Consider the following 17,662-nt stretch of genomic DNA (forward strand, 5'->3'; position numbering starts at 1 on the left):
TGGACGTGGTCCTGGCGGGCCCGGCGCACAGAACCGCACCGGGGCAACTGGGCAGTAACCCATTTTCTGCAGACGGTACTGGATTTCCGGCTGACATGATGACCTGGGACGCACCTTCGGCAAGGATGGAGGGTGCGCCCCACCCGCGCATCGGGCGGTCCGCACACCAGCGGTCCCGTCCATGGATACCGAAGCACATCAGCTTGTCCACCCCCTGTACGAGGAGCAGATTTGACCGACCTCATCGACTCTTCCGTTCCGGCGAAATCCGCTGGAACAGACGCCGCCGAAGCCCCCCGCAGCGACCGGAACGGTACACCGGTACAGCAGACGGGCGGACGCGTGCGGGTGATCCGCGAAGGGGTGGCGTCCTACCTACCCGACATCGACCCGGAGGAGACCGGCGAATGGCTCGAGTCGTTCGACGAGATGCTCGACCGGGAGGGTCCGCAGCGCGCCCGCTACCTCATGCTGCGGCTGCTCGAGCGCGCCGGTGAACGCCGCGTCTCGATCCCGTCGCTGACCTCGACCGACTACGTCAACACCATCCCCACCGAGAACGAGCCGTGGTTCCCCGGTGACGAGGAGGTCGAGCGCCGCTACCGCGCCTGGATCCGCTGGAACGCCGCGATCATGGTGCATCGCGCGCAGCGGCCCGGCATCGGGGTGGGCGGCCACATCTCCACCTACGCGTCCTCGGCCGCGCTCTACGAGGTGGGCTTCAACCACTTCTTCCGCGGCAAGGACCACCCCGGCGGCGGCGACCAGATCTTCATCCAGGGCCACGCCTCGCCGGGCATCTACGCCCGCGCCTTCCTCGAGGGCAGGCTCACCGCCGACCAGCTCGACGGGTTCCGTCAGGAGTACAGCCACGGCGGGCTCGGCCACGGGCTGCCCTCGTACCCGCACCCGCGGCTGCTGAACAACTTCTGGGAGTTCCCCACCGTGTCCATGGGCCTGGGCCCGATGAACGCGATCTACCAGGCCAGGTTCAACCACTACCTGCACGACCGCGGCATCAAGGACACCTCCGATCAGCACGTGTGGGCGTTCCTCGGCGACGGTGAGATGGACGAGCCGGAATCGCGCGGCCTCGCCCACGTGGCCGCGATGGAGGGCTTGGACAACCTCACCTTCGTGGTGAACTGCAACCTGCAGCGCCTCGACGGCCCGGTGCGCGGCAACGGGAAGATCATCCAGGAGCTGGAGGCGTTCTTCCGCGGCGCGGGCTGGAACGTCATCAAGGTGATCTGGGGCCGCGAATGGGACGCGCTGCTCGGCGCGGATCGCGACGGCGCGCTGGTCAACCTGATGAACAGCACCCCGGACGGCGACTACCAGACCTACAAGGCCAACGACGGCGCCTACGTCCGCGACCACTTCTTCGGCCGCGACCCGCGCACCAAGGCCCTCGTGCAGAACATGTCGGATCAGGAGATCTGGAACCTCAAGCGCGGCGGCCACGACTACCGCAAGGTGTACGCGGCGTACGCGGCGGCGATGGCGCACAAGGGCCAGCCGACGGTGATCCTGGCCAAGACCATCAAGGGCTACACCCTCGGCAAGCACTTCGAGGGCCGCAACGCCACGCACCAGATGAAGAAGCTGACGTTGCAGGACCTCAAGGACTTCCGCGACCTGCAGCGCATCCCGATCAGCGACGCGGAACTGGAGAAGGATCCCTACCTGCCGCCGTACTACCACCCCGGCATGGAGGCCAGGGAGATCCAGTACATGCTGGACCGGCGCAAGGCGCTGGGCGGTTTCCTGCCCGAGCGGCGGGCCAAGGCAAAGCCCCTGCAACTGCCCGGCGACGAGGCATACCGCTCGGTGCGCAAGGGGTCGGGCAAGCAGAACGTGGCGACCACCATGGCGCTGGTCCGCCTGATGAAGGAGCTGCTCCGGGACAAGGAGATCGGCAAGCGGATCGTGCCGATCATCCCCGACGAGGCCCGCACCTTCGGTATGGACTCGTGGTTCCCTTCGTTGAAGATCTACAACCGCAACGGGCAGTTGTACACATCTGTCGACGCGGAATTGATGCTTGCCTACAAAGAGAGCACCGTCGGGCAGATCCTGCACGAGGGCATCAACGAGGCCGGTTCGACCGCGTCGTTCACCGCGGCGGGCACCTCCTACGCCACCCACGGCGAGCCGATGATCCCGCTGTACATCTTCTACTCGATGTTCGGCTTCCAGCGCACCGGTGACGGCCTGTGGGCCGCGGCCGATCAGCTCGCGCGCGGTTTCGTGCTCGGAGCAACCGCCGGGCGAACCACGCTGACGGGTGAGGGTCTGCAGCACAACGACGGGCATTCGCTGCTGCTGGCCTCCACCAATCCGGCGGTGGTCACCTACGATCCGGCGTTCGCCTTCGAGATCGCCCACATCGTGCGCGACGGCCTGCGCCGGATGTACGGCGGCGGTCGCCCGCCCGCGCACCAGGCGGTGCTGCCCGGTACCGAACCGGTGGAGCGTCCCGACACCGACACCTTCGGCGGCGAGGACGTCTTCTACTACATCACCCTCTACAACGAGCCCTACCAGCAGCCGGCCGAGCCGGAGAACCTGGACGTCGAGGGCCTGCTGAAGGGGATCTACCGCTACCGGGCGGCCGGCGAGGGCGAGCTGCGCGCCCAGATCCTGGTCTCCGGCGTCACCGTGCCCGACGGGCTGCGGGCCCAGGCGTTGCTGGCCGAGGAGTGGGGCGTGCAGGCCGACGTGTGGTCGGTCACCTCGTGGGGTGAGCTGCGCAAGGAGGCGCTGGCCAAGGAGATCGCGGCACTGCGCGATCCCGGCGCCGACGTGGGCACGCCCTACATCACCGAGGTGCTCTCGGCCGCGGGCGGCCCGTTCGTGGCGGCGACCGACTGGATGCGGGCGGTGCCCGACCAGGTGCGGCAGTGGGTGCCCGGCGAGTTCATCACGCTCGGCACCGACGGCTTCGGCTTCTCCGACACCCGGCCCGCGGCGCGGCGCGTGTTCAACGTCGACGCGCAGTCGATCGCGGTCGCGGTGCTCGAAGGCCTGGCCCGCACCGGGAAGATCGATCGTTCGAAGGCGGTCGAGGCGGCGCGCAAGTACCGCATCGGTGACGTCGACGCCGCGCCGAAGGCGGCCGTGAGTTCGGACGAAGATCTGGCATAGCGGAATATTGGATGGTGGACCGTAAACCGCCGCGGCCGAGACGGATCTCCGAAGGCTCCTCCGAGCACGAGGTGTATCTGCCCACGGGCGCGCTCTCGCCGAACCGCCAGACCCGCGACCCCCTGCCGGACACGCTGCTCAAACGGGTGAAGCAGTTCTCCGGCCGCCTGTCCACCGAGGCGGTGGGGTCGATGCAGGATCGGCTGCCGTTCTTCGCCGATCTGGACGCCGCGCAACGCGCGGGCGTGCAGATGCTGGTGCAGACCGCGGTGGTGAACTTCCTGGAGTGGCTGCAGGACCCGGACAGTGACATCCGGTTCAGCCTGGACGCCTTCCAGGTGATCCCGCAGGATCTGGCGCGGCGGCTCACGCTGCGCCAGACCGTGGACATGGTGCGGGTGGCCATGGAGTTCTTCGAACAGTGGCTGCCCGCACTGGCCCGCAACGACCGTCAGCTGGTGGCGCTCACCGAGGCGGTGCTGCGATACGGGCGCGAGCTCGGGTTCGCGGCCGCCTCGGTGTACGCCAGCGCGGCGGAGTCGCGCGGCGCGTGGGACACCCGCCTCGAGGCCCTGGTGGTGGATGCCGTCGTGCGCGGGGACACCGGGCCGGACATGCTCTCGCGGGCGGCCACCCTGAACTGGGACGCCACCGCACCGGCCACGGTGCTGGTGGGCACGCCGCCGGGAGAGCAGGGCGTGTCCTCGGTGGGAGCGGTGCACACCATCGCCGCCCGGCACGGGCGCGCCGCGCTGGCGGTGGTGCAGGGCGCCCGGCTGGTGATGGTGGTCAGCGGTCACCTCGGTGATTCCTATGCCTCGCCGTTCCTGGCCGATCTGCTGGCCGAGGTGTTCTCCGACGGGCCGGTGGTCATCGGCCCGACCGTGCGGACCCTGGGCGCGGCGCACGCCAGCGCGGTCGAGGCGCTGGCCGGTATGGAGGCCGTCGTGGGCTGGCGCGGGGCGCCGCGGCCGGTCCACGCCGCGGAATTGTTGCCGGAACGAGCCCTGTTGGGGGACCGAGGTGCAATCGACGCGCTGAACGAGTATGTTGTCCTCCCGTTGGCCGCGGCGGGTTCGGCGCTGGCCGATACCCTCGATGCCTATCTCGACTGCGGCGGAGCCGTGGAGACGTGCGCGCGTCAGCTGTACGTCCATCCAAATACGGTCCGCTATCGGCTCAAGCGCATCGCCGAGATCACGGGCCGTGATCCGATGAATCCGCGGGACGCCTATGTACTCCGGATCGCAGCCACAGTGGGTCGTTTGACACGAATGCGTAACGAATCGTCACCCCCTGCCCCAGAGGCATCGCAGGCCACGATCGGTTCGGAAGGGCTGTAACGCGCGAGGGGAATCGGTCGATCGGGACAACCCACGTGGCGTTTTGTGGGACCCCCACAAAAGCGGCCGACAAGCTTCATTCGCGCCGACATCTCCTGCGGTGGCGCTCACAGTGTTTTCTTAGAGGCGTGATCGCGTTGTTCGCCCCTGGACAGGGGTCTCAGACACCCGGCATGCTCGCGCCCTGGCTCGAACTCCCCGGCGCGAATGATCGCCTCGCCCTGTGGTCGAAGGCCGCGGGCCTCGACCTGGCCCGGCTCGGCACCACCGCGACAGCCGAGGAGATCGTCGACACCGCGGTGACCCAGCCGCTGGTCGTCGCCGCCGCGCTGCTCGCCTACGCGGAGATCGGGCAGGATGCGCTGCCGGCGGATACCATCGTGGCCGGGCATTCGGTCGGCGAGTTCGCCGCCGCCGCCGTGGCCGGGGTGATCACCCCGGACGAGGCGGTCACTCTCGCCGCCATCCGCGGCGCGGAGATGGCGAAGGCGTGCGCGCTGGAACCGACCGGCATGTCCGCCGTGCTCGGTGGCGACGAGGCCGCCGTGCTGGCGCGGTTGTCCGAACTGGACCTCGTTCCGGCCAACCGCAACGCGGTGGGCCAGATCGTGGCCGCGGGCCGGCTGGACGCCCTGGCCGAGCTCGCCGCGAACCCGCCGGAGAAGGCGCGGGTGCGTGCCCTGCCGGTGGCGGGCGCCTTCCACACCGCCTTCATGGCACCGGCGCAGGATGCGGTGGCCAAGGCCATCGCGCAGATCACGCCCGGTGAGCCGACCCGGACCCTGCTGTCGAACTACGACGGCAAGCCGGTGAGCTCGGGCCGTGACGCGATCGAGAAGCTCGCGGCGCAGGTCACCCGGCCGGTGCGCTGGGACCTGTGCACCGAGACCGTCCGGCAGGCCGGCGTGGCCGGGGTGGCGGAGCTGCCGCCCGCGGGAACGCTGGTCGGCATCGCCAAGCGGGAACTGAAGGGGACGCCGAACCTGGCGCTCAAGACCCCCGACGACCTCCCCGCGTTGGCCGCGCTGGGAACCTCCGGCTAGCTTTCCTGCGCGACCGTGCGCCGGAAATGACGCCCGGTCGTGACCGAACCGACGGTAACTCCCGGCGGGCGCGGTCCGAAAAACCACACAGAAGCCCTACAAAGTAACAAGAAGGGAGCCACCAAGTGGCCGCTCTGACCCAGGAACAAATCGTCGAGGAACTCGGCAAGATCATCGAAGAGGTGACGGGCATCGAACCCTCCGAGGTGACGCTCGAGAAGTCCTTCGTCGATGACCTGGACATCGACTCGCTGTCCATGGTCGAGATCGCTGTGCAGACCGAGGACAAGTACGGTGTGAAGATCCCGGACGAGGATCTGGCCAGCTTGAAGACGGTCGGCGACGCTGTCGCCTACATCCAGAAGCTCGAGGCCGAGAACGCTGACGCGGCCGCGGAGCTCAAGGCCAAGTTCGACGCCGAGTAGGGCCGAAACAGTGACCACTCCTTCCACCTTGAACGGGAATTTCCCCAACGTCGTCGTGACGAGCATGGCGGCTACCACGTCGATCGCGGGCGACGTCGATGCGACGTGGAAGGGACTCCTCAACGGCGAGAGCGGCATCGACGTTCTCGAGGATTCCTTCATCGAGGAGTACGACCTCCCTGTTCGCATCGGCGGACACCTGAAGGTCAACCCCGACACCCTGCTGAGCAGGGTCGAGATCCGTCGCATGGCGTACGTCGAGCGACTCGCGACCGTTCTGGGTCGCGAGGTGTGGAAGAACGCCGGCAGCCCGGAGGTCGACCCCGACCGCCTGGCTGTGGCGATCGGCACCGGTCTCGGCGGCGGTGACGCGCTGATCGACTCGGTCGACAAGCTGAAGAACGGTGGCTATCGCAAGATCTCGCCGCTGGCTGTTCAGATGGTCATGCCGAACGGTCCGTCCGCCTGTGTCGGACTCGAGCTGAAGGCCAGGGCGGGAGTGGTCACTCCGGTCTCGGCGTGCTCGTCGGGTTCGGAAGCCATCGCCAACGCGTGGCGGATGATCGTGATGGGTGACGCCGATGTGGTCGTCACCGGCGGTGTCGAAGGTTACATCGACTCCGTGCCGATCGCCGCGTTCTCGATGATGCGCGCGATGAGCACCCGCAACGACGATCCCAAGGGCGCTTCGCGGCCCTTCGACAAGGATCGCGACGGTTTCGTCTTCGGCGAGGCCGGCGCCCTGATGGTGCTCGAGACCGAGGAGCACGCCAAGGCTCGTGGCGCCACCATCCATGCCCGCCTGCTGGGTGCGGGCATCACCTCCGATGGTTACCACCTGGTCGCCCCCGATCCGGAGGGCACCGGCGCGGCCCGCGCGATGACCCGCGCGATGCAGTCCGCCGGCCTGACCAAGCAGGACATCACCCACATCAACGCGCACGCCACCGCCACCCCCATCGGTGACACGGCGGAGGCCAACGCGATCAACAAGGCCGTGGGCAACCACCCCTCGGTCTACGCGCCCAAGTCGGCGCTCGGCCACTCGATCGGCGCCGTGGGCGCGCTCGAGTCGGTGCTCACCGTGCTGAGCATCCGCGACGGCATCGTGCCGCCGACGTTGAACCTGGACAACCAGGACCCGGAGATCGATCTCGATGTGGTGAAGGGCGAGGCCCGCCGCCAGGAAATCGAATACGCGATCAACAACTCGTTCGGTTTCGGCGGGCACAATGTCGCCCTCGCCTTCGGTCGCGCATAGCCGCTCGACTGACTGCTCAACGATCCCCGGTGGGGTCGGCCGAACACCACGGCTCGACCCCACCGGTGTTTCGACTTACGCAGCCGCTGTGGCGGCACACACTCTTGATTGAGGAGAAAACGCGATGACAATCATGGCTCCCGCGTTTCAACCGGAAACCGCGACCGATCCCCGCGATCCGATGGGTCGGCTCCAGCGTTTCTTCGATCCCGGCACCGTTCTGCCCCTGCACCCGCGTGACAAGTCCGGCGTGCTCGCCGCGATCGGCGAGGTGGACGGCGTGCGCACCGTGGCCTACTGCTCCGACGCCACCGTCATGGGCGGCGCGATGGGCGTGGAGGGCTGCAAGCACATCGTCGACGCCATCGACACCGCCATCGATTCCGGCGTTCCCGTGGTCGGCCTGTGGCATTCCGGCGGCGCCCGGCTCGCCGAGGGCGTCGAGGCGCTGCACGCGGTCGGCCTGGTCTTCGAGGCGATGGTGCGCGCGTCCGGTCGCGTCCCGCAGATCTCGGTCGTGCTCGGCTTCGCCGCCGGTGGCGCGGCCTACGGCCCGGCGCTGACCGACATCGTGATCATGGCGCCCGAGGGCCGCGTGTTCGTGACCGGCCCCGACGTGGTCCGCAGCGTCACCGGCGAGCAGGTGGACATGGCCACCCTCGGCGGTCCCGAGACGCACGGCAAGAAGTCCGGCGTCTGCCACATCGTCGCCGACGACGAGGCCGATGCGATGCACCGCGCCCGCAAGCTGGTCTCGATGTTCGCCGAGCAGGGCGAATTCGACCTGGTGGCGGCCGAGCACGGCAACGTCGACCTGCAGGCGATGCTGCCCGATTCGCCCAAGCGCGCCTACGACGTCAAGCCGATCGTGCACGAGCTGCTCGACAACGTCGACGGTGAGTCCTCGTTCGAGGAGCTGCAGGGCGGCTACGCGCGCAGCATGGTGGTCGGTCTGGGCCGTCTCGGCGGGCGCACCGTCGGCGTGCTGGCCAACAACCCGCTGCGGCTGGGCGGCTGCCTGAACTCCGAGAGCGCCGAGAAGGCCTCCCGGTTCGTGCGGCTGTGCGATGCGTTCGGCATCCCGCTGATCGTCATCACCGACGTCCCCGGCTACCTGCCCGGCGTCGGCCAGGAGTGGGAGGGCGTGGTGCGCCGCGGCGCCAAGCTGCTGCACGCCTTCGCCGAGGCCCGCGTCCCGCGCGTCACGCTGGTGACCCGCAAGATCTACGGCGGCGCCTACATCGCGATGAACGCCCGCTCGCTGGGCGCGACCGCGGTCTACGCCTGGCCGGGGTCCGAGGTGGCCGTGATGGGCGCCAAGGCCGCGGTCGGCATCCTCCACAAGAAGGCCCTCGCGGCCGCGCCGGAGGAGGAGCGCGAGGCGCTGCACGAGCGGCTCACCGCCGAGCACGAGAAGATCGCGGGTGGCGTGGACCGCGCCCTGGCGATCGGTGTGGTGGACGAGGTCATCGACCCGGCGAAGACCCGCAGCGTCATCGCCGCCGCGCTGGCCGCCGCGCCCGCGCGCCCGAGCCATCACAAGAACATTCCGCTGTGATCCTCAGGTCGGGGCTGTGACCTGAGATCGGGCGAGCAGGCCCCGGGAGCGATCCCGGGGCCTGCTGCTTTCCGTGGCCGCCGGGAGATGCGGCGCTGGGTAGCATCGGATGATGCGCTACGAGGATCTTGCCGACGAGCCGTGTTCGATCACGCGCCCGCTGGTCGTGCTCGGGGACCGGTGGACCCTGGTGATCCTGAAGTACGCGTTCTCGGGGGTGCGCCGGTTCAACGCCTTCCAGAGCGCGATGGGCATTTCCCGGGGGCGGTTGCAGGACCGGCTGGACCGGCTCGTCGAGCACGGGATCCTGGTGAAGCAGAAGGCCGCGGAGGGCGCGTACGAGGAGTACCGGCTGACGCGGAAGGGGCACGACATCTACCCCGTCCTCATGGCGATCCGCGCGTGGGGTGACACCTACATGGCGCCGGACGGCCCGCCGGTGCGCTACCGCCATCGCGACTGCGCGGGGGAGGCGCGGGTGCGGCTGGAATGCGACAGCTGCGGCGCCGAGGTGACCGCTCGCGACATCGTGCCGGAACTGGGGCCCGGCCTGCTGCGCGAGCAGTCCGCGGGGTGACCGCGCGCCGTCGCGTGCTCAGTCGACGAAGGTGACCACCTGGTCGAGGTCCGCGCGGGTGGTGCGGAAGGAATTCACCGGGTGTTCGGTGTCGGCGTAGCCGAAGCTGATGCCCGCCACCACCTGCCGGTGCTCGGGGATCCCGAAGTGGCTGCGCAGGAACGGCGAATAGCCGGCGAGCGCGGCCTGCGGGGCGGCGCCGAGGCCGAGGCTCTGGGCGGCCAGCAGGAAGGTGCCGATGTAGAGGCCGCTGTCGACCGCGCCGTAGACGCCGAGTTCGGCCTCGGTGGTGACGATCGCGACGTGCGGCGCGTCGAAGAGTTCGAAATTGCGCAGCATCTGGCGCATGGAGCCGGCGTTGTCGCCGCGGGCGATGCCGACGCTCTCGTAGAGCTGCTTGCCGCATTCGCGCCGCCGGTCGCGGTAGGCGCCGGTGTACTGGCCGGGGAACGGCAGATCGGGTGCGGGGGTGGCGGTCTGGATGTGTTCGAGCAGTTCTTTGCGGAACCGGTCGGTGGCGGCGGGTTCGGTGACCACCACCTGCCAGGGCTGGGTGTTGCACCACGACGGGGTGCGCTGGGCCATCCGCAGCAGGGTCTCGATCGTCGCGCGCGGCACCGGGTCGGGACGGAACTGGCGGCAGGTGTACCGCCCGTCGAGTATCCGGGCCAGTGCCGCCTGCTCGGCGGTCGGCGTGCTGGTCGGGCTCATGGACCCGCCTCCTTCAATCAGTTCCATTTTGAGACTAGATGCTAGCGGTCCGCGGGTCGTCGCGGAACCGGCTGCGCGCGGCGGAAACCGTCCGGCTCGTCTCGGCCCGGAACGCGCCGCGGCAGGGCAGAATCCCCTGGCATGGGCGCCCCGGCCCGCGACGCGGGCGAGCGGAAACGGCACGGCAGGCACTACACGCCCCCGGAGCTGGCGCGCTTCCTCGCGCGACGGGTGCTCGCGCATCTGCCGCCCGCGTCGGCGGCGGGGTGGCAGGTTCTCGATCCGGCCTGCGGCGAGGGGGAGTTGCTGCTCGCCCTGCACCGGGAAGCGGCCCGGGTGAGGCCCGGTGTTCCGATCCGGATGACCGGATACGACCTGGACGAATCCGCACTCGCCCGGGCCCGGGCCAGGGCCGCCGCCGCGGGCATGGTGGCCGACTGGCACACCGGCGACTTCCTGTCCGAAGCCGCCCGGCTGGGGCCGGGCCGGTTCGACGCGATCATCACCAATCCGCCGTACGTGCGGGTGCAGCATCTCGGCGCCGACACCGCCCGCCTGCTCAGCCGGGAGTTCGGCTTGCACGGGCGCATCGACCTGACCCACCCGTTCGTCACCGTCGCACCGCGCCTGCTGCGGCCCGCGGGGGTGCTGGGCCTGTTGTGCGCCAATCGGTTTCTGACCACCAAGGCGGGCGCGAACATCCGTGCCGTGCTGCTGCGGGAACTACCCCCGGTCGAGTTGTACGACCTCGGCGACACGAAGTTGTTCGCGGCCGCGGTGTTGCCTGCGATCACCGTGGCCGTCAGCGCGCGCACCGGCGGTGTGTGCCGGCACGTCTCGGCCTACGAGATCCCGGGCGACGGGACCGGCTCCGGCGGCGGTCTTTTCGAGGCGTTGCTCGGCGACGCGCCCACCGTGGTCGGGCACAACGGCCGCACGTTCGCCGTGGAGGTGGGCACGCTGGCGACGGGGGAGCCGGGGAACTCCGGCGGCGATCGGCCACGGCGGCCGTCGGCCCCCGATGCGCCCTGGCGGATGTCGCATCCGGTGCTGGATTCCTGGCTGGCCGCGATCGGCGCGCGCACCTGGCGCACGATCGGCGAGGTGGCGAAGGTGCGCGTCGGCATCAAGACCAACGCGGACCGGGTCTTCATCCGCGACGACTGGGCGGCGGTCGAACCGCGGCCGGAGCCGCAGCTGCTGCTGGATCTCATCACCCACCGGGATCTGGCTCCGTGGCGGATCGACCGGGCGCCCGTGACGAAGGTGCTGTATCCCTACGATCGGTCCGAACGGCAACGTGCCCCTGTCGACCTGGCGGAATTCCCCGGTGCCGCAGCGTATCTCGAACGACACCGGGCGGCGCTGGCGGCGCGCGAGTACCTCACCGGCAGCGGCCGGCAGTGGTACGAGATCTGGGTGCCGCAGCGCCCGCACCTGTGGCGGGTGCCGAAGGTGGTGTTCCCCGACATCAGCGAGCAGCCGCGTTTCGCGCTCGACGATTCGGGGGCGGTGGTGAACGGCGACTGCTACTGGATCTCGCTGGCCGACCTCGGCGGCTCGGCCGAGCTGGCCTATCTGCTCATGGGCGTGGCCAATTCACCGTTGGGGAAGCGCTACTACGACGCGGTGTGCGGCAACCGGCTCTATTCGGGCAGGCGGCGATGGATCACCCAGTACGTCTCGCGCCTGCCGCTGCCGGACCCGGCGGGCGCGCCCGCCCGCCGCATCGTCGAGGAGGTCGCGGAGCTGATCGCGGGCCGGGGCTCGGCGGATCAGCTGGACGCGCTGGTGGCCGCGGCGTTCGGCGTCTCCTGAGCGCGGTGTACCCCGACCATCGGCAGCAGGGTGCGGCGGGCGAAGTCGCGCCCGGCGTTGATGTCGGCGAGCGGGATCAGACCGTCCGGGGTCAGCGCGAGCGACAGTGCCAGGCGCGCCATGATCTCGGCCACCAGGTCCGCGTCGATGTCGGTGTCGGCCAGCTCGCGCAGCTTCTCGGCAAGATAGACCCGGCCCACCGCGAGGACGGGACCGGCCTCGGTGGTGAGCCGGGGCAGGATCAGGTCGGGTTCGGTGCGCAGCAGCCGGCGCAGCAGTTCGTTGCCCGCGATGGCGGTGATGAACGCGACGAAGATCTCCACCAACTGGTTCTCGGTGCCCTCGACCGTCTGCACCCGCTTGTCGATGTACTCGACGAACCGTTGCGCCTCACGGACGCTGACCGCTTCCACCAGTTCGTTCTTGGACTCGAAGCGCCGATACAGGGTGGCGGGACTGATCCCCGCCCGCCGCGCGATCTCGCCCATGCTGGTGCGCTTGATACCGAAATCCAGGAAGGCCGAGAGCGCGCTCTCCAGCAGTTTCTCCCCGTCGGCGACGGGCTTGTCGAGAATGCGCTGGAGCATGGGGGGGACGGCGGGCATCGGATCTCCAGTCCTTCGGCACGGCCGCCGGATGCGTGGCGGCGCGACGCTGCGGGTGAGGGAGGATCATTATTTCATCCACCCGGTACGGTACGGTCCGGTATCCACCCCTAGATCCGCGGTAGGTCCAGATCCGCCATTTCCCGCTCGATGGCGTTGGCCGCGTAATCGACGCCGCGCGCGCGTAATTCGTGAACCCGCCGCTGCAGCGCTTCGATTCCCCCCGGTTGGGCCGCGATATCGGCCACGCTGATCCGCCCCTTGGGCCGGTGCATACTCGAATCCTGGTACGACACCGTGGTACCTCCTGCCAGTTACCGCATCATGCGCGCCGCGCCGACTCGCGGAACTGCGCGCATGCAGGCAAAATGGTATCAGCGCCGGATCCTGGTCAATTGACCATTGTGCGGTGTATCACTCTCGCGCCCACAGCGTGCGCGCGCCGCGATGGGTGGCCATGTTGTGCAGATAGACGGCGCTGTTGAGGCGGATGCCGTCCCGCTCCGCCTCGCTCAATTCCCGCCGCACCTTGCCCGGCACCCCCGCCACCAGCGAGCCGGGCGGGATCTGCGCGCCCTCCGGCACGAGCGCGTTGGCCGCGATCAGACTGCCCGCGCCGACCACCGCGCCGTTGAGCACCGTCGCGCCCATGCCGACGAGCACGTCGTCGCCGATGGTGCAGCCGTGCAGGATCGCGTTGTGTCCCACCGACACTCCGCTGCCGACGTTGAGCGGAACGCCGGGGTCGGCGTGCAGCACGCAGCCGTCCTGGATGTTCGTGCGCTCGCCGACGATGATCTGCTCCAGATCGCCGCGCAGCACCGCGCCGTACCAGACACTCACCTCCGCGGCCAGCCGCACCCGCCCGATCACCGTGGCGTTGGGCGCCAGCCAGGCGCTCTCCTCGATCTCCGGCGCGAACCCGCCGACCTCAATCCTCATGTGTCGAAACTAACCCGGTGCCCGGCGCGTCGGCTCGGCAGCCCGGCGGCGCCGCGGCATGGCTCGATCGGAAGGACGCGCCTCGGCGGATGGTCGGATGCGGATACCACGTCCGCTCATGAAAGAGTTCGGGCCGAGAAGGGCTCCGCATGCCACTTCTGCCGGTCATCTCGGCGACTCGCCGGAGGATTTTTCGCCGGAACGTGGCGAATCGGGCGCGGGAGGTTCACGATGGCGGTATGCGAATCGGTGTGCCGGGGGAGGTCAAAGCGCAGGAGTTCCGCGTCGCCCTGACGCCCGCCGGTGCGGCGGAGTTGGTGCGGCACGGGCACGAGGTGCTCGTCGAGCGAGGTGCGGGCGCGGGATCGGGGTTCGGGGACGAGGCCTACCGGGCGGCGGGGGCGCGGGTGGTGGCCGAGGCCGACGAGGTGTGGGGCGAGGCCGAGCTGGTGTTGAAGGTCAAGGAGCCGATCGAACCGGAGTACCACCGGATGCGGCGCGAGCAGGTGCTGTTCGCCTACCTGCACCTGGCGGCCTCGAAGGAGTGCACCGAGGCGATCCTGCGGTCGGGCATCACCGCCATCGCCTACGAGACGGTGCGCGCCGCCGACGGCTCGCTGCCGCTGCTGGCGCCGATGAGCGAGGTCGCCGGAAAGCTCGCCGCGCAGGTCGGTGCCTACCATCTGCTGGCGCCGCTCGGTGGGGCCGGGATGCTGCTCGGTGGCGTCCCGGGCGTGCGGCCCGCCGAGGTGGTGGTGCTCGGCGGCGGGGTGGCCGGCGGCAACGCGGCGGCGGTGGCGGCCGGGATGGGCGCCAGGGTGAGCGTGCTCGACACCGATCTGGTCCGGCTGCGGGCGCTGGACGCACGCTTCCAGGGGCGGGTCAGCACCATCGCGTCGAACGCCGCCGAGGTGGAGCGGGCTGTGCTGCGCGCGGACCTCGTCGTCGGGTCGGTGCTGGTGCCCGGTGCGCGGGCGCCGAAACTGGTGACCCAGGCGATGGTCGCGGCGATGCGGCCCGGCTCGGTGCTGGTCGACATCGCCATCGACCAGGGCGGCTGCTTCGAGGGCTCGCGGCCGACCACCCACGCCAATCCGACCTTCTACGTGGCGAATTCGCTGTACTACTGCGTGGCGAACATGCCGGGCGCGGTACCGCACACGGCCACCGTCGCGCTCACCAACGCCACCCTGCCCTACGTGCTCGCCATCGCCGACCTCGGCTGGCGCGAGGCATGTTCGGCCCGGCCCGACCTCGCCGCGGGCGTCACCGCCGAGGACGGTCGGTTGCTGTCCCCGCAGGTCGCCGCCGCGCACGGACTGGGTGAGGCCCGCCCGATGGGGTTGGCGGGCTGAGCGGGTCGGGTCGGGGCCGCGCTAGTCCTCGCTCCGCATGAACCAGTCCGGCTGTCCGTCGACCGGCAGGTCGCGCAGCTTGTCCGGGTTGCGGACGATGTCGATGGCGACGATGCGGCCCGCGTCGACCGTGAAGGCGAACACGCCGGTGTGCGTGCCGTCGAAGACCAGCAGGCCGGGTTCGCCGTTGACCAGGACGAAGCGGCCCCACGCCGGCCGGTTCGACTGGACCTGGTACCAGCCGAGCAGCAGCTTGGCGACCAGTTCCGCGCCGCGCACGGCCTGGCGGATGGCGGGCACCTTGCCGCCGCCGTCGGCGGTGAGGGTGACCTTGCCGTCCAGGACGCCGAGCAGCGCGCCGAGGTCGCCCGACCGCCACGCGAGCGCGAACGCGGACACCACCTTCTGTTGCTCGTCGGGTGAGGCGGGGAACCGCGGCGTGCCCTGCTCGACGTGCTTGCGGGCCCGCGAGGCCAGCTGGCGCACCGCCGCCGGGGTGCGGCCGACCACCTCGGCCACCTCGGGGCTGCTCATGCCGAACACCTCCTGCAACACGAACGCCGTGCGCTCGGCCGGTGACAGCGACTCCAGCACCACCAGCAGCGCGGTGGTCACCCGCTCGTCCTGTGCGATCCGGTCGGCCGGGTCGTCCCAGGTGGAGACCTCCGGTTCGGGCAGCCATTCGCCGACGTACTGCTCGCGCCGCGCCCGTGCGGACCCCAGGTGGTCCAGCGCGAGCCGGCCGGTCACCGTGGTGAGCCAGGCGCGCAGGTTCTCGATCTCGCCCGCCGTCTGGCGGTGTCGCTGCAACCGCAGCCACGCCTCCTGCACCACGTCCTCGGCGTCGGAGAGGCTGCCCAGCGTGCTGTAGGCGAGTCTGCGCAGGTAGGGGCGGTGCTCCTCGAAGCGCCTGGCCAGTTCGGCGGTGTCGGGCGCGGCGTCCGGGTCGAAGGAGGTCATCGGTCCACCGTTTCGGTTGTGCGGGCAGGGTCGTACAGCTGACGACGCCGGGGAGACGAGTGTGACATCCGGCCGGCTCGCCGCCGCCGCGGACCGCTAGGCTGCCCGCGTGCGTACGGGGAAGTCGACCGCGGCCGGTCTGGTGCTCGGATTCGCGCTCGACCGGGCGCTCGGCGATCCGCGCCGGTGGCATCCGGTGGCCGGATTCGGATCGGCGGCACTGGCTCTCGAATCGGTTACCTACGCCGACCGGCGCACGGCCGGACTGCTGCACGAGTCGGTCGCGGTGGGCGCCGTGGTCGGGTTCGGGCTGGTGTTGCGGCGCGGCGGCGTGGCGGCGACCGCGCTGGCCACCTGGACCGCGCTCGGTGGCCGCAGCCTGGCCCGCACCGGACGCGCGATGGCGCGGCGGCTGGAATCCGGTGACGTCGACGGCGCGCGCGCCCTGCTGCCTTCCCTCTGCGGACGCGACCCCGCCGTGCTCGACGCCGACGGATTGGCCCGCGCCGCACTGGAATCCATCGCCGAGAACACCTCCGACGCCGCCGTCGGCCCGCTGGTGTGGGGCGCGATCGCCGGGGTGCCCGGCCTGCTCGGGTATCGCGCGATCAACACCCTCGACGCGATGATCGGCTACCGCGACGAACGCTACCGGCGCTTCGGGTGGGCCGCCGCCCGCACCGACGACGTGGCGAATCTGCTCCCGGCGCGCCTGACGGGCCTGCTCACCGCCGCCCTCGCACCGGTGGTCGGCGGCCGTCCCGGGGCAGTCCTGCGCGCCTGGCGGCGGGACGCGGGCAAACACCCGAGCCCCAATGCCGGTGTGGCGGAGGCGGCCATGGCGGGTGCGCTGGGGGTGCGGCTGGGCGGGCGCACCCGCTATCGGCACGGCACCGAGTTGCGGCCCACCCTCGGTGACGGTCCCGCGCCCACGGTCGCGGACCTGCGGCGCGCGGTGCGGTTGTCGGAGGCGGTGCAGGTGGGTGCGGTCGCGGTGGCGGCTGCCGCGGCGATGCTGCGCCGCTGAGCGGTTCGGGCGTTCAGTTCTCGCGAAGCAACTCGCGCGTCCGAGCGAGACGACGGCGCTTCCCGGTTCACGCTCACCGTTGCCACGAGCACGACGGTGGTACGCGGACACGATTGGTCCAACCAGTTGACCTGTTGACGTGTCGTGCCTCACACTGGCACGCATGGAATTCGCCGTGGTCGGTCGGACCGCCGTCTCCGATGCCGTGTTCGGCCAGCTGGTCGACGCGATCCTCACCGGTCGCATCGCCCCGGACGAGCCGCTGCCCGCGGAACGGGAGCTGGCCGAGACGTTCCAGGTCAACCGGCATGCCGTGCGCGAGGCACTCAAACGGGTGCAGCAGAGCGGACTGGTCCGGGTCGCGCAGGGCGGCAAGACCCGGGTGCTGGACTGGCGGGCCAACGGCGGGCTCGACCTGCTGTCGGCGCTGGCCCGGTCCGGGTCGGTGCCCGCCCAGCGCATCCTGCGCGACATCGCCGAGATGCGCCGCTCGGTCGCCGCGGATTCCGCCCGGCTCTGCGCCGAACGCGCCGAACCGCGGCGGGTGGACGCCATCGTCGCGGCCGCGGCCGACTACCCCGAGCCCACCGCCGCCCTCGACGACCTGATCAGCGGCGACCTGGCGTTCTGGACCGCCGTCATCGACGGCTCCGGCAACCTCGCCTACCGTCTGGCCCTCAACACCCTCGTCGCCGGCTACACCGACATCGGCTGGGAGACGATCGTCCGCCTCGGCCTGAACCGCGAATACCTCGACCGGGCCCGCCACCGCGAGCTCGCCGACCGGATCGCCGCCCGCGACCCCGAGGGCGCCCATCGCCACGCCCACGCCCTGCTCAGCGGTCTCGTCGACGCCCTGTCCGGCGAGTTCGTCGTCGCGGAAGCCTGAT

Annotated in this window: 16 protein-coding genes; 11 read left to right on the top strand and 5 right to left on the bottom strand. The window is 70.4% G+C overall.

Annotated elements, in window-relative coordinates:
• The first annotated feature begins 348 nt into the window (after positions 1 to 348).
• From aceE to CRM89_RS01210, 7 genes are all read left to right on the top strand, one after another.
• Complete coding sequence (gene aceE, locus CRM89_RS01180; protein WP_167547511.1) at positions 349 to 3,147, top strand: pyruvate dehydrogenase (acetyl-transferring), homodimeric type; 2,799 nt, start codon at positions 349 to 351, stop codon at positions 3,145 to 3,147.
• Between the two features lie 11 nt (positions 3,148 to 3,158).
• A complete protein-coding gene (locus tag CRM89_RS01185) occupies positions 3,159 to 4,490 on the top strand; it encodes a CdaR family transcriptional regulator (protein ID WP_050767980.1) in 1,332 nt (443 codons plus the stop codon).
• Positions 4,491 to 4,618: 128 nt separating this feature from the next.
• A complete protein-coding gene (locus CRM89_RS01190) occupies positions 4,619 to 5,533 on the top strand; it encodes an ACP S-malonyltransferase (RefSeq protein ID WP_011208146.1) in 915 nt (304 codons plus the stop codon).
• A 125-nt stretch (positions 5,534 to 5,658) separates the two neighbouring features.
• Positions 5,659 to 5,958 carry a meromycolate extension acyl carrier protein AcpM gene (acpM, locus tag CRM89_RS01195; protein WP_011208147.1) on the top strand — a complete coding sequence of 100 codons (300 nt, stop codon included), beginning with the start codon at positions 5,659 to 5,661 and terminating at the stop codon, positions 5,956 to 5,958.
• 10 nt (positions 5,959 to 5,968) lie between these two features.
• Entirely contained in the window at positions 5,969 to 7,219 is a 1,251-nt protein-coding gene (locus CRM89_RS01200; protein ID WP_011208148.1) for a KasA/KasB family beta-ketoacyl-ACP synthase, read from the top strand.
• A gap of 124 nt (positions 7,220 to 7,343) precedes the next feature.
• Positions 7,344 to 8,777, top strand: coding sequence for an acyl-CoA carboxylase subunit beta (locus CRM89_RS01205; RefSeq protein WP_011208149.1), 1,434 nt, complete (start codon positions 7,344 to 7,346; stop codon positions 8,775 to 8,777).
• A gap of 112 nt (positions 8,778 to 8,889) precedes the next feature.
• The gene (locus CRM89_RS01210; RefSeq protein ID WP_228792359.1) at positions 8,890 to 9,354 is read left to right on the top strand and encodes a helix-turn-helix domain-containing protein; all 465 of its coding nucleotides are present in this window, start codon (positions 8,890 to 8,892) and stop codon (positions 9,352 to 9,354) included.
• An 18-nt stretch (positions 9,355 to 9,372) separates the two neighbouring features.
• Here the strand turns inward: CRM89_RS01210 and CRM89_RS01215 are convergent, their stop codons facing one another.
• Entirely contained in the window at positions 9,373 to 10,065 is a 693-nt protein-coding gene (locus CRM89_RS01215) for a nitroreductase (RefSeq protein ID WP_011208151.1), read from the bottom strand.
• A gap of 141 nt (positions 10,066 to 10,206) precedes the next feature.
• Here CRM89_RS01215 and CRM89_RS01220 point away from each other — a divergent pair, with 141 nt between their 5' ends.
• Positions 10,207 to 11,883, top strand: coding sequence for an Eco57I restriction-modification methylase domain-containing protein (locus tag CRM89_RS01220; protein WP_098083029.1), 1,677 nt, complete (start codon positions 10,207 to 10,209; stop codon positions 11,881 to 11,883).
• Here CRM89_RS01220 and CRM89_RS01225 read toward each other — a convergent pair.
• The 3 genes from CRM89_RS01225 to CRM89_RS01235 form a co-directional block, all read right to left on the bottom strand.
• Entirely contained in the window at positions 11,841 to 12,488 is a 648-nt protein-coding gene (locus CRM89_RS01225) for a TetR/AcrR family transcriptional regulator (RefSeq protein ID WP_098083030.1), read from the bottom strand. The two genes, CRM89_RS01220 and CRM89_RS01225, sit on opposite strands and share 43 nt — an antisense overlap.
• 110 nt (positions 12,489 to 12,598) lie before the next feature.
• Positions 12,599 to 12,784 carry a hypothetical protein gene (locus CRM89_RS01230; RefSeq protein WP_060592696.1) on the bottom strand — a complete coding sequence of 62 codons (186 nt, stop codon included), beginning with the start codon at positions 12,782 to 12,784 and terminating at the stop codon, positions 12,599 to 12,601.
• 118 nt (positions 12,785 to 12,902) lie between these two features.
• Positions 12,903 to 13,430: a gamma carbonic anhydrase family protein gene (locus tag CRM89_RS01235; protein ID WP_098083031.1), complete on the bottom strand. Its 528-nt coding sequence runs from the start codon at positions 13,428 to 13,430 to the stop codon at positions 12,903 to 12,905.
• A gap of 239 nt (positions 13,431 to 13,669) precedes the next feature.
• Here CRM89_RS01235 and ald point away from each other — a divergent pair, with 239 nt between their 5' ends.
• Positions 13,670 to 14,785 carry an alanine dehydrogenase gene (gene ald / locus CRM89_RS01240; RefSeq protein WP_060592695.1) on the top strand — a complete coding sequence of 372 codons (1,116 nt, stop codon included), beginning with the start codon at positions 13,670 to 13,672 and terminating at the stop codon, positions 14,783 to 14,785.
• A gap of 21 nt (positions 14,786 to 14,806) precedes the next feature.
• Here ald and sigJ read toward each other — a convergent pair whose 3' ends face one another.
• A complete protein-coding gene (sigJ, locus tag CRM89_RS01245; RefSeq protein ID WP_060592694.1) occupies positions 14,807 to 15,745 on the bottom strand; it encodes an RNA polymerase sigma factor SigJ in 939 nt (312 codons plus the stop codon).
• A gap of 109 nt (positions 15,746 to 15,854) precedes the next feature.
• Here sigJ and CRM89_RS01250 point away from each other — a divergent pair, with 109 nt between their 5' ends.
• Together CRM89_RS01250 and CRM89_RS01255 are read left to right on the top strand one after the other, a co-directional pair.
• On the top strand, positions 15,855 to 16,772 hold the full coding sequence (locus CRM89_RS01250) for a cobalamin biosynthesis protein (RefSeq protein ID WP_098083032.1): 918 nt from the start codon (positions 15,855 to 15,857) through the stop codon (positions 16,770 to 16,772).
• Between the two features lie 163 nt (positions 16,773 to 16,935).
• Positions 16,936 to 17,661 carry a FadR/GntR family transcriptional regulator gene (locus CRM89_RS01255; RefSeq protein ID WP_098083033.1) on the top strand — a complete coding sequence of 242 codons (726 nt, stop codon included), beginning with the start codon at positions 16,936 to 16,938 and terminating at the stop codon, positions 17,659 to 17,661.
• The last annotated feature ends 1 nt before the right edge of the window (position 17,662 follow it).

Origin of the sequence: Nocardia sp. FDAARGOS_372 (assembly GCF_002554515.1) — a bacterium.
GTDB lineage: Bacteria > Actinomycetota > Actinomycetes > Mycobacteriales > Mycobacteriaceae > Nocardia > Nocardia farcinica.

What these genes read in the sequence shown, in the direction of transcription:
- CRM89_RS01205 (WP_011208149.1), top strand. Translation starts at nt 7,344, where the DNA reads ATGACAATCATGGCTCCCGCGTTTCAACCGGAAACCGCGACCGATCCC.
- ald (WP_060592695.1), top strand. Translation starts at nt 13,670, where the DNA reads ATGCGAATCGGTGTGCCGGGGGAGGTCAAAGCGCAGGAGTTCCGCGTC.
- CRM89_RS01210 (WP_228792359.1), top strand. Translation starts at nt 8,890, where the DNA reads ATGCGCTACGAGGATCTTGCCGACGAGCCGTGTTCGATCACGCGCCCG.
- CRM89_RS01235 (WP_098083031.1), bottom strand. Translation starts at nt 13,430, where the DNA reads ATGAGGATTGAGGTCGGCGGGTTCGCGCCGGAGATCGAGGAGAGCGCC.
- sigJ (WP_060592694.1), bottom strand. Translation starts at nt 15,745, where the DNA reads ATGACCTCCTTCGACCCGGACGCCGCGCCCGACACCGCCGAACTGGCC.
- CRM89_RS01255 (WP_098083033.1), top strand. Translation starts at nt 16,936, where the DNA reads ATGGAATTCGCCGTGGTCGGTCGGACCGCCGTCTCCGATGCCGTGTTC.
- CRM89_RS01185 (WP_050767980.1), top strand. Translation starts at nt 3,159, where the DNA reads ATGGTGGACCGTAAACCGCCGCGGCCGAGACGGATCTCCGAAGGCTCC.
- CRM89_RS01215 (WP_011208151.1), bottom strand. Translation starts at nt 10,065, where the DNA reads ATGAGCCCGACCAGCACGCCGACCGCCGAGCAGGCGGCACTGGCCCGG.
- CRM89_RS01225 (WP_098083030.1), bottom strand. Translation starts at nt 12,488, where the DNA reads ATGCCCGCCGTCCCCCCCATGCTCCAGCGCATTCTCGACAAGCCCGTC.
- CRM89_RS01220 (WP_098083029.1), top strand. Translation starts at nt 10,207, where the DNA reads ATGGGCGCCCCGGCCCGCGACGCGGGCGAGCGGAAACGGCACGGCAGG.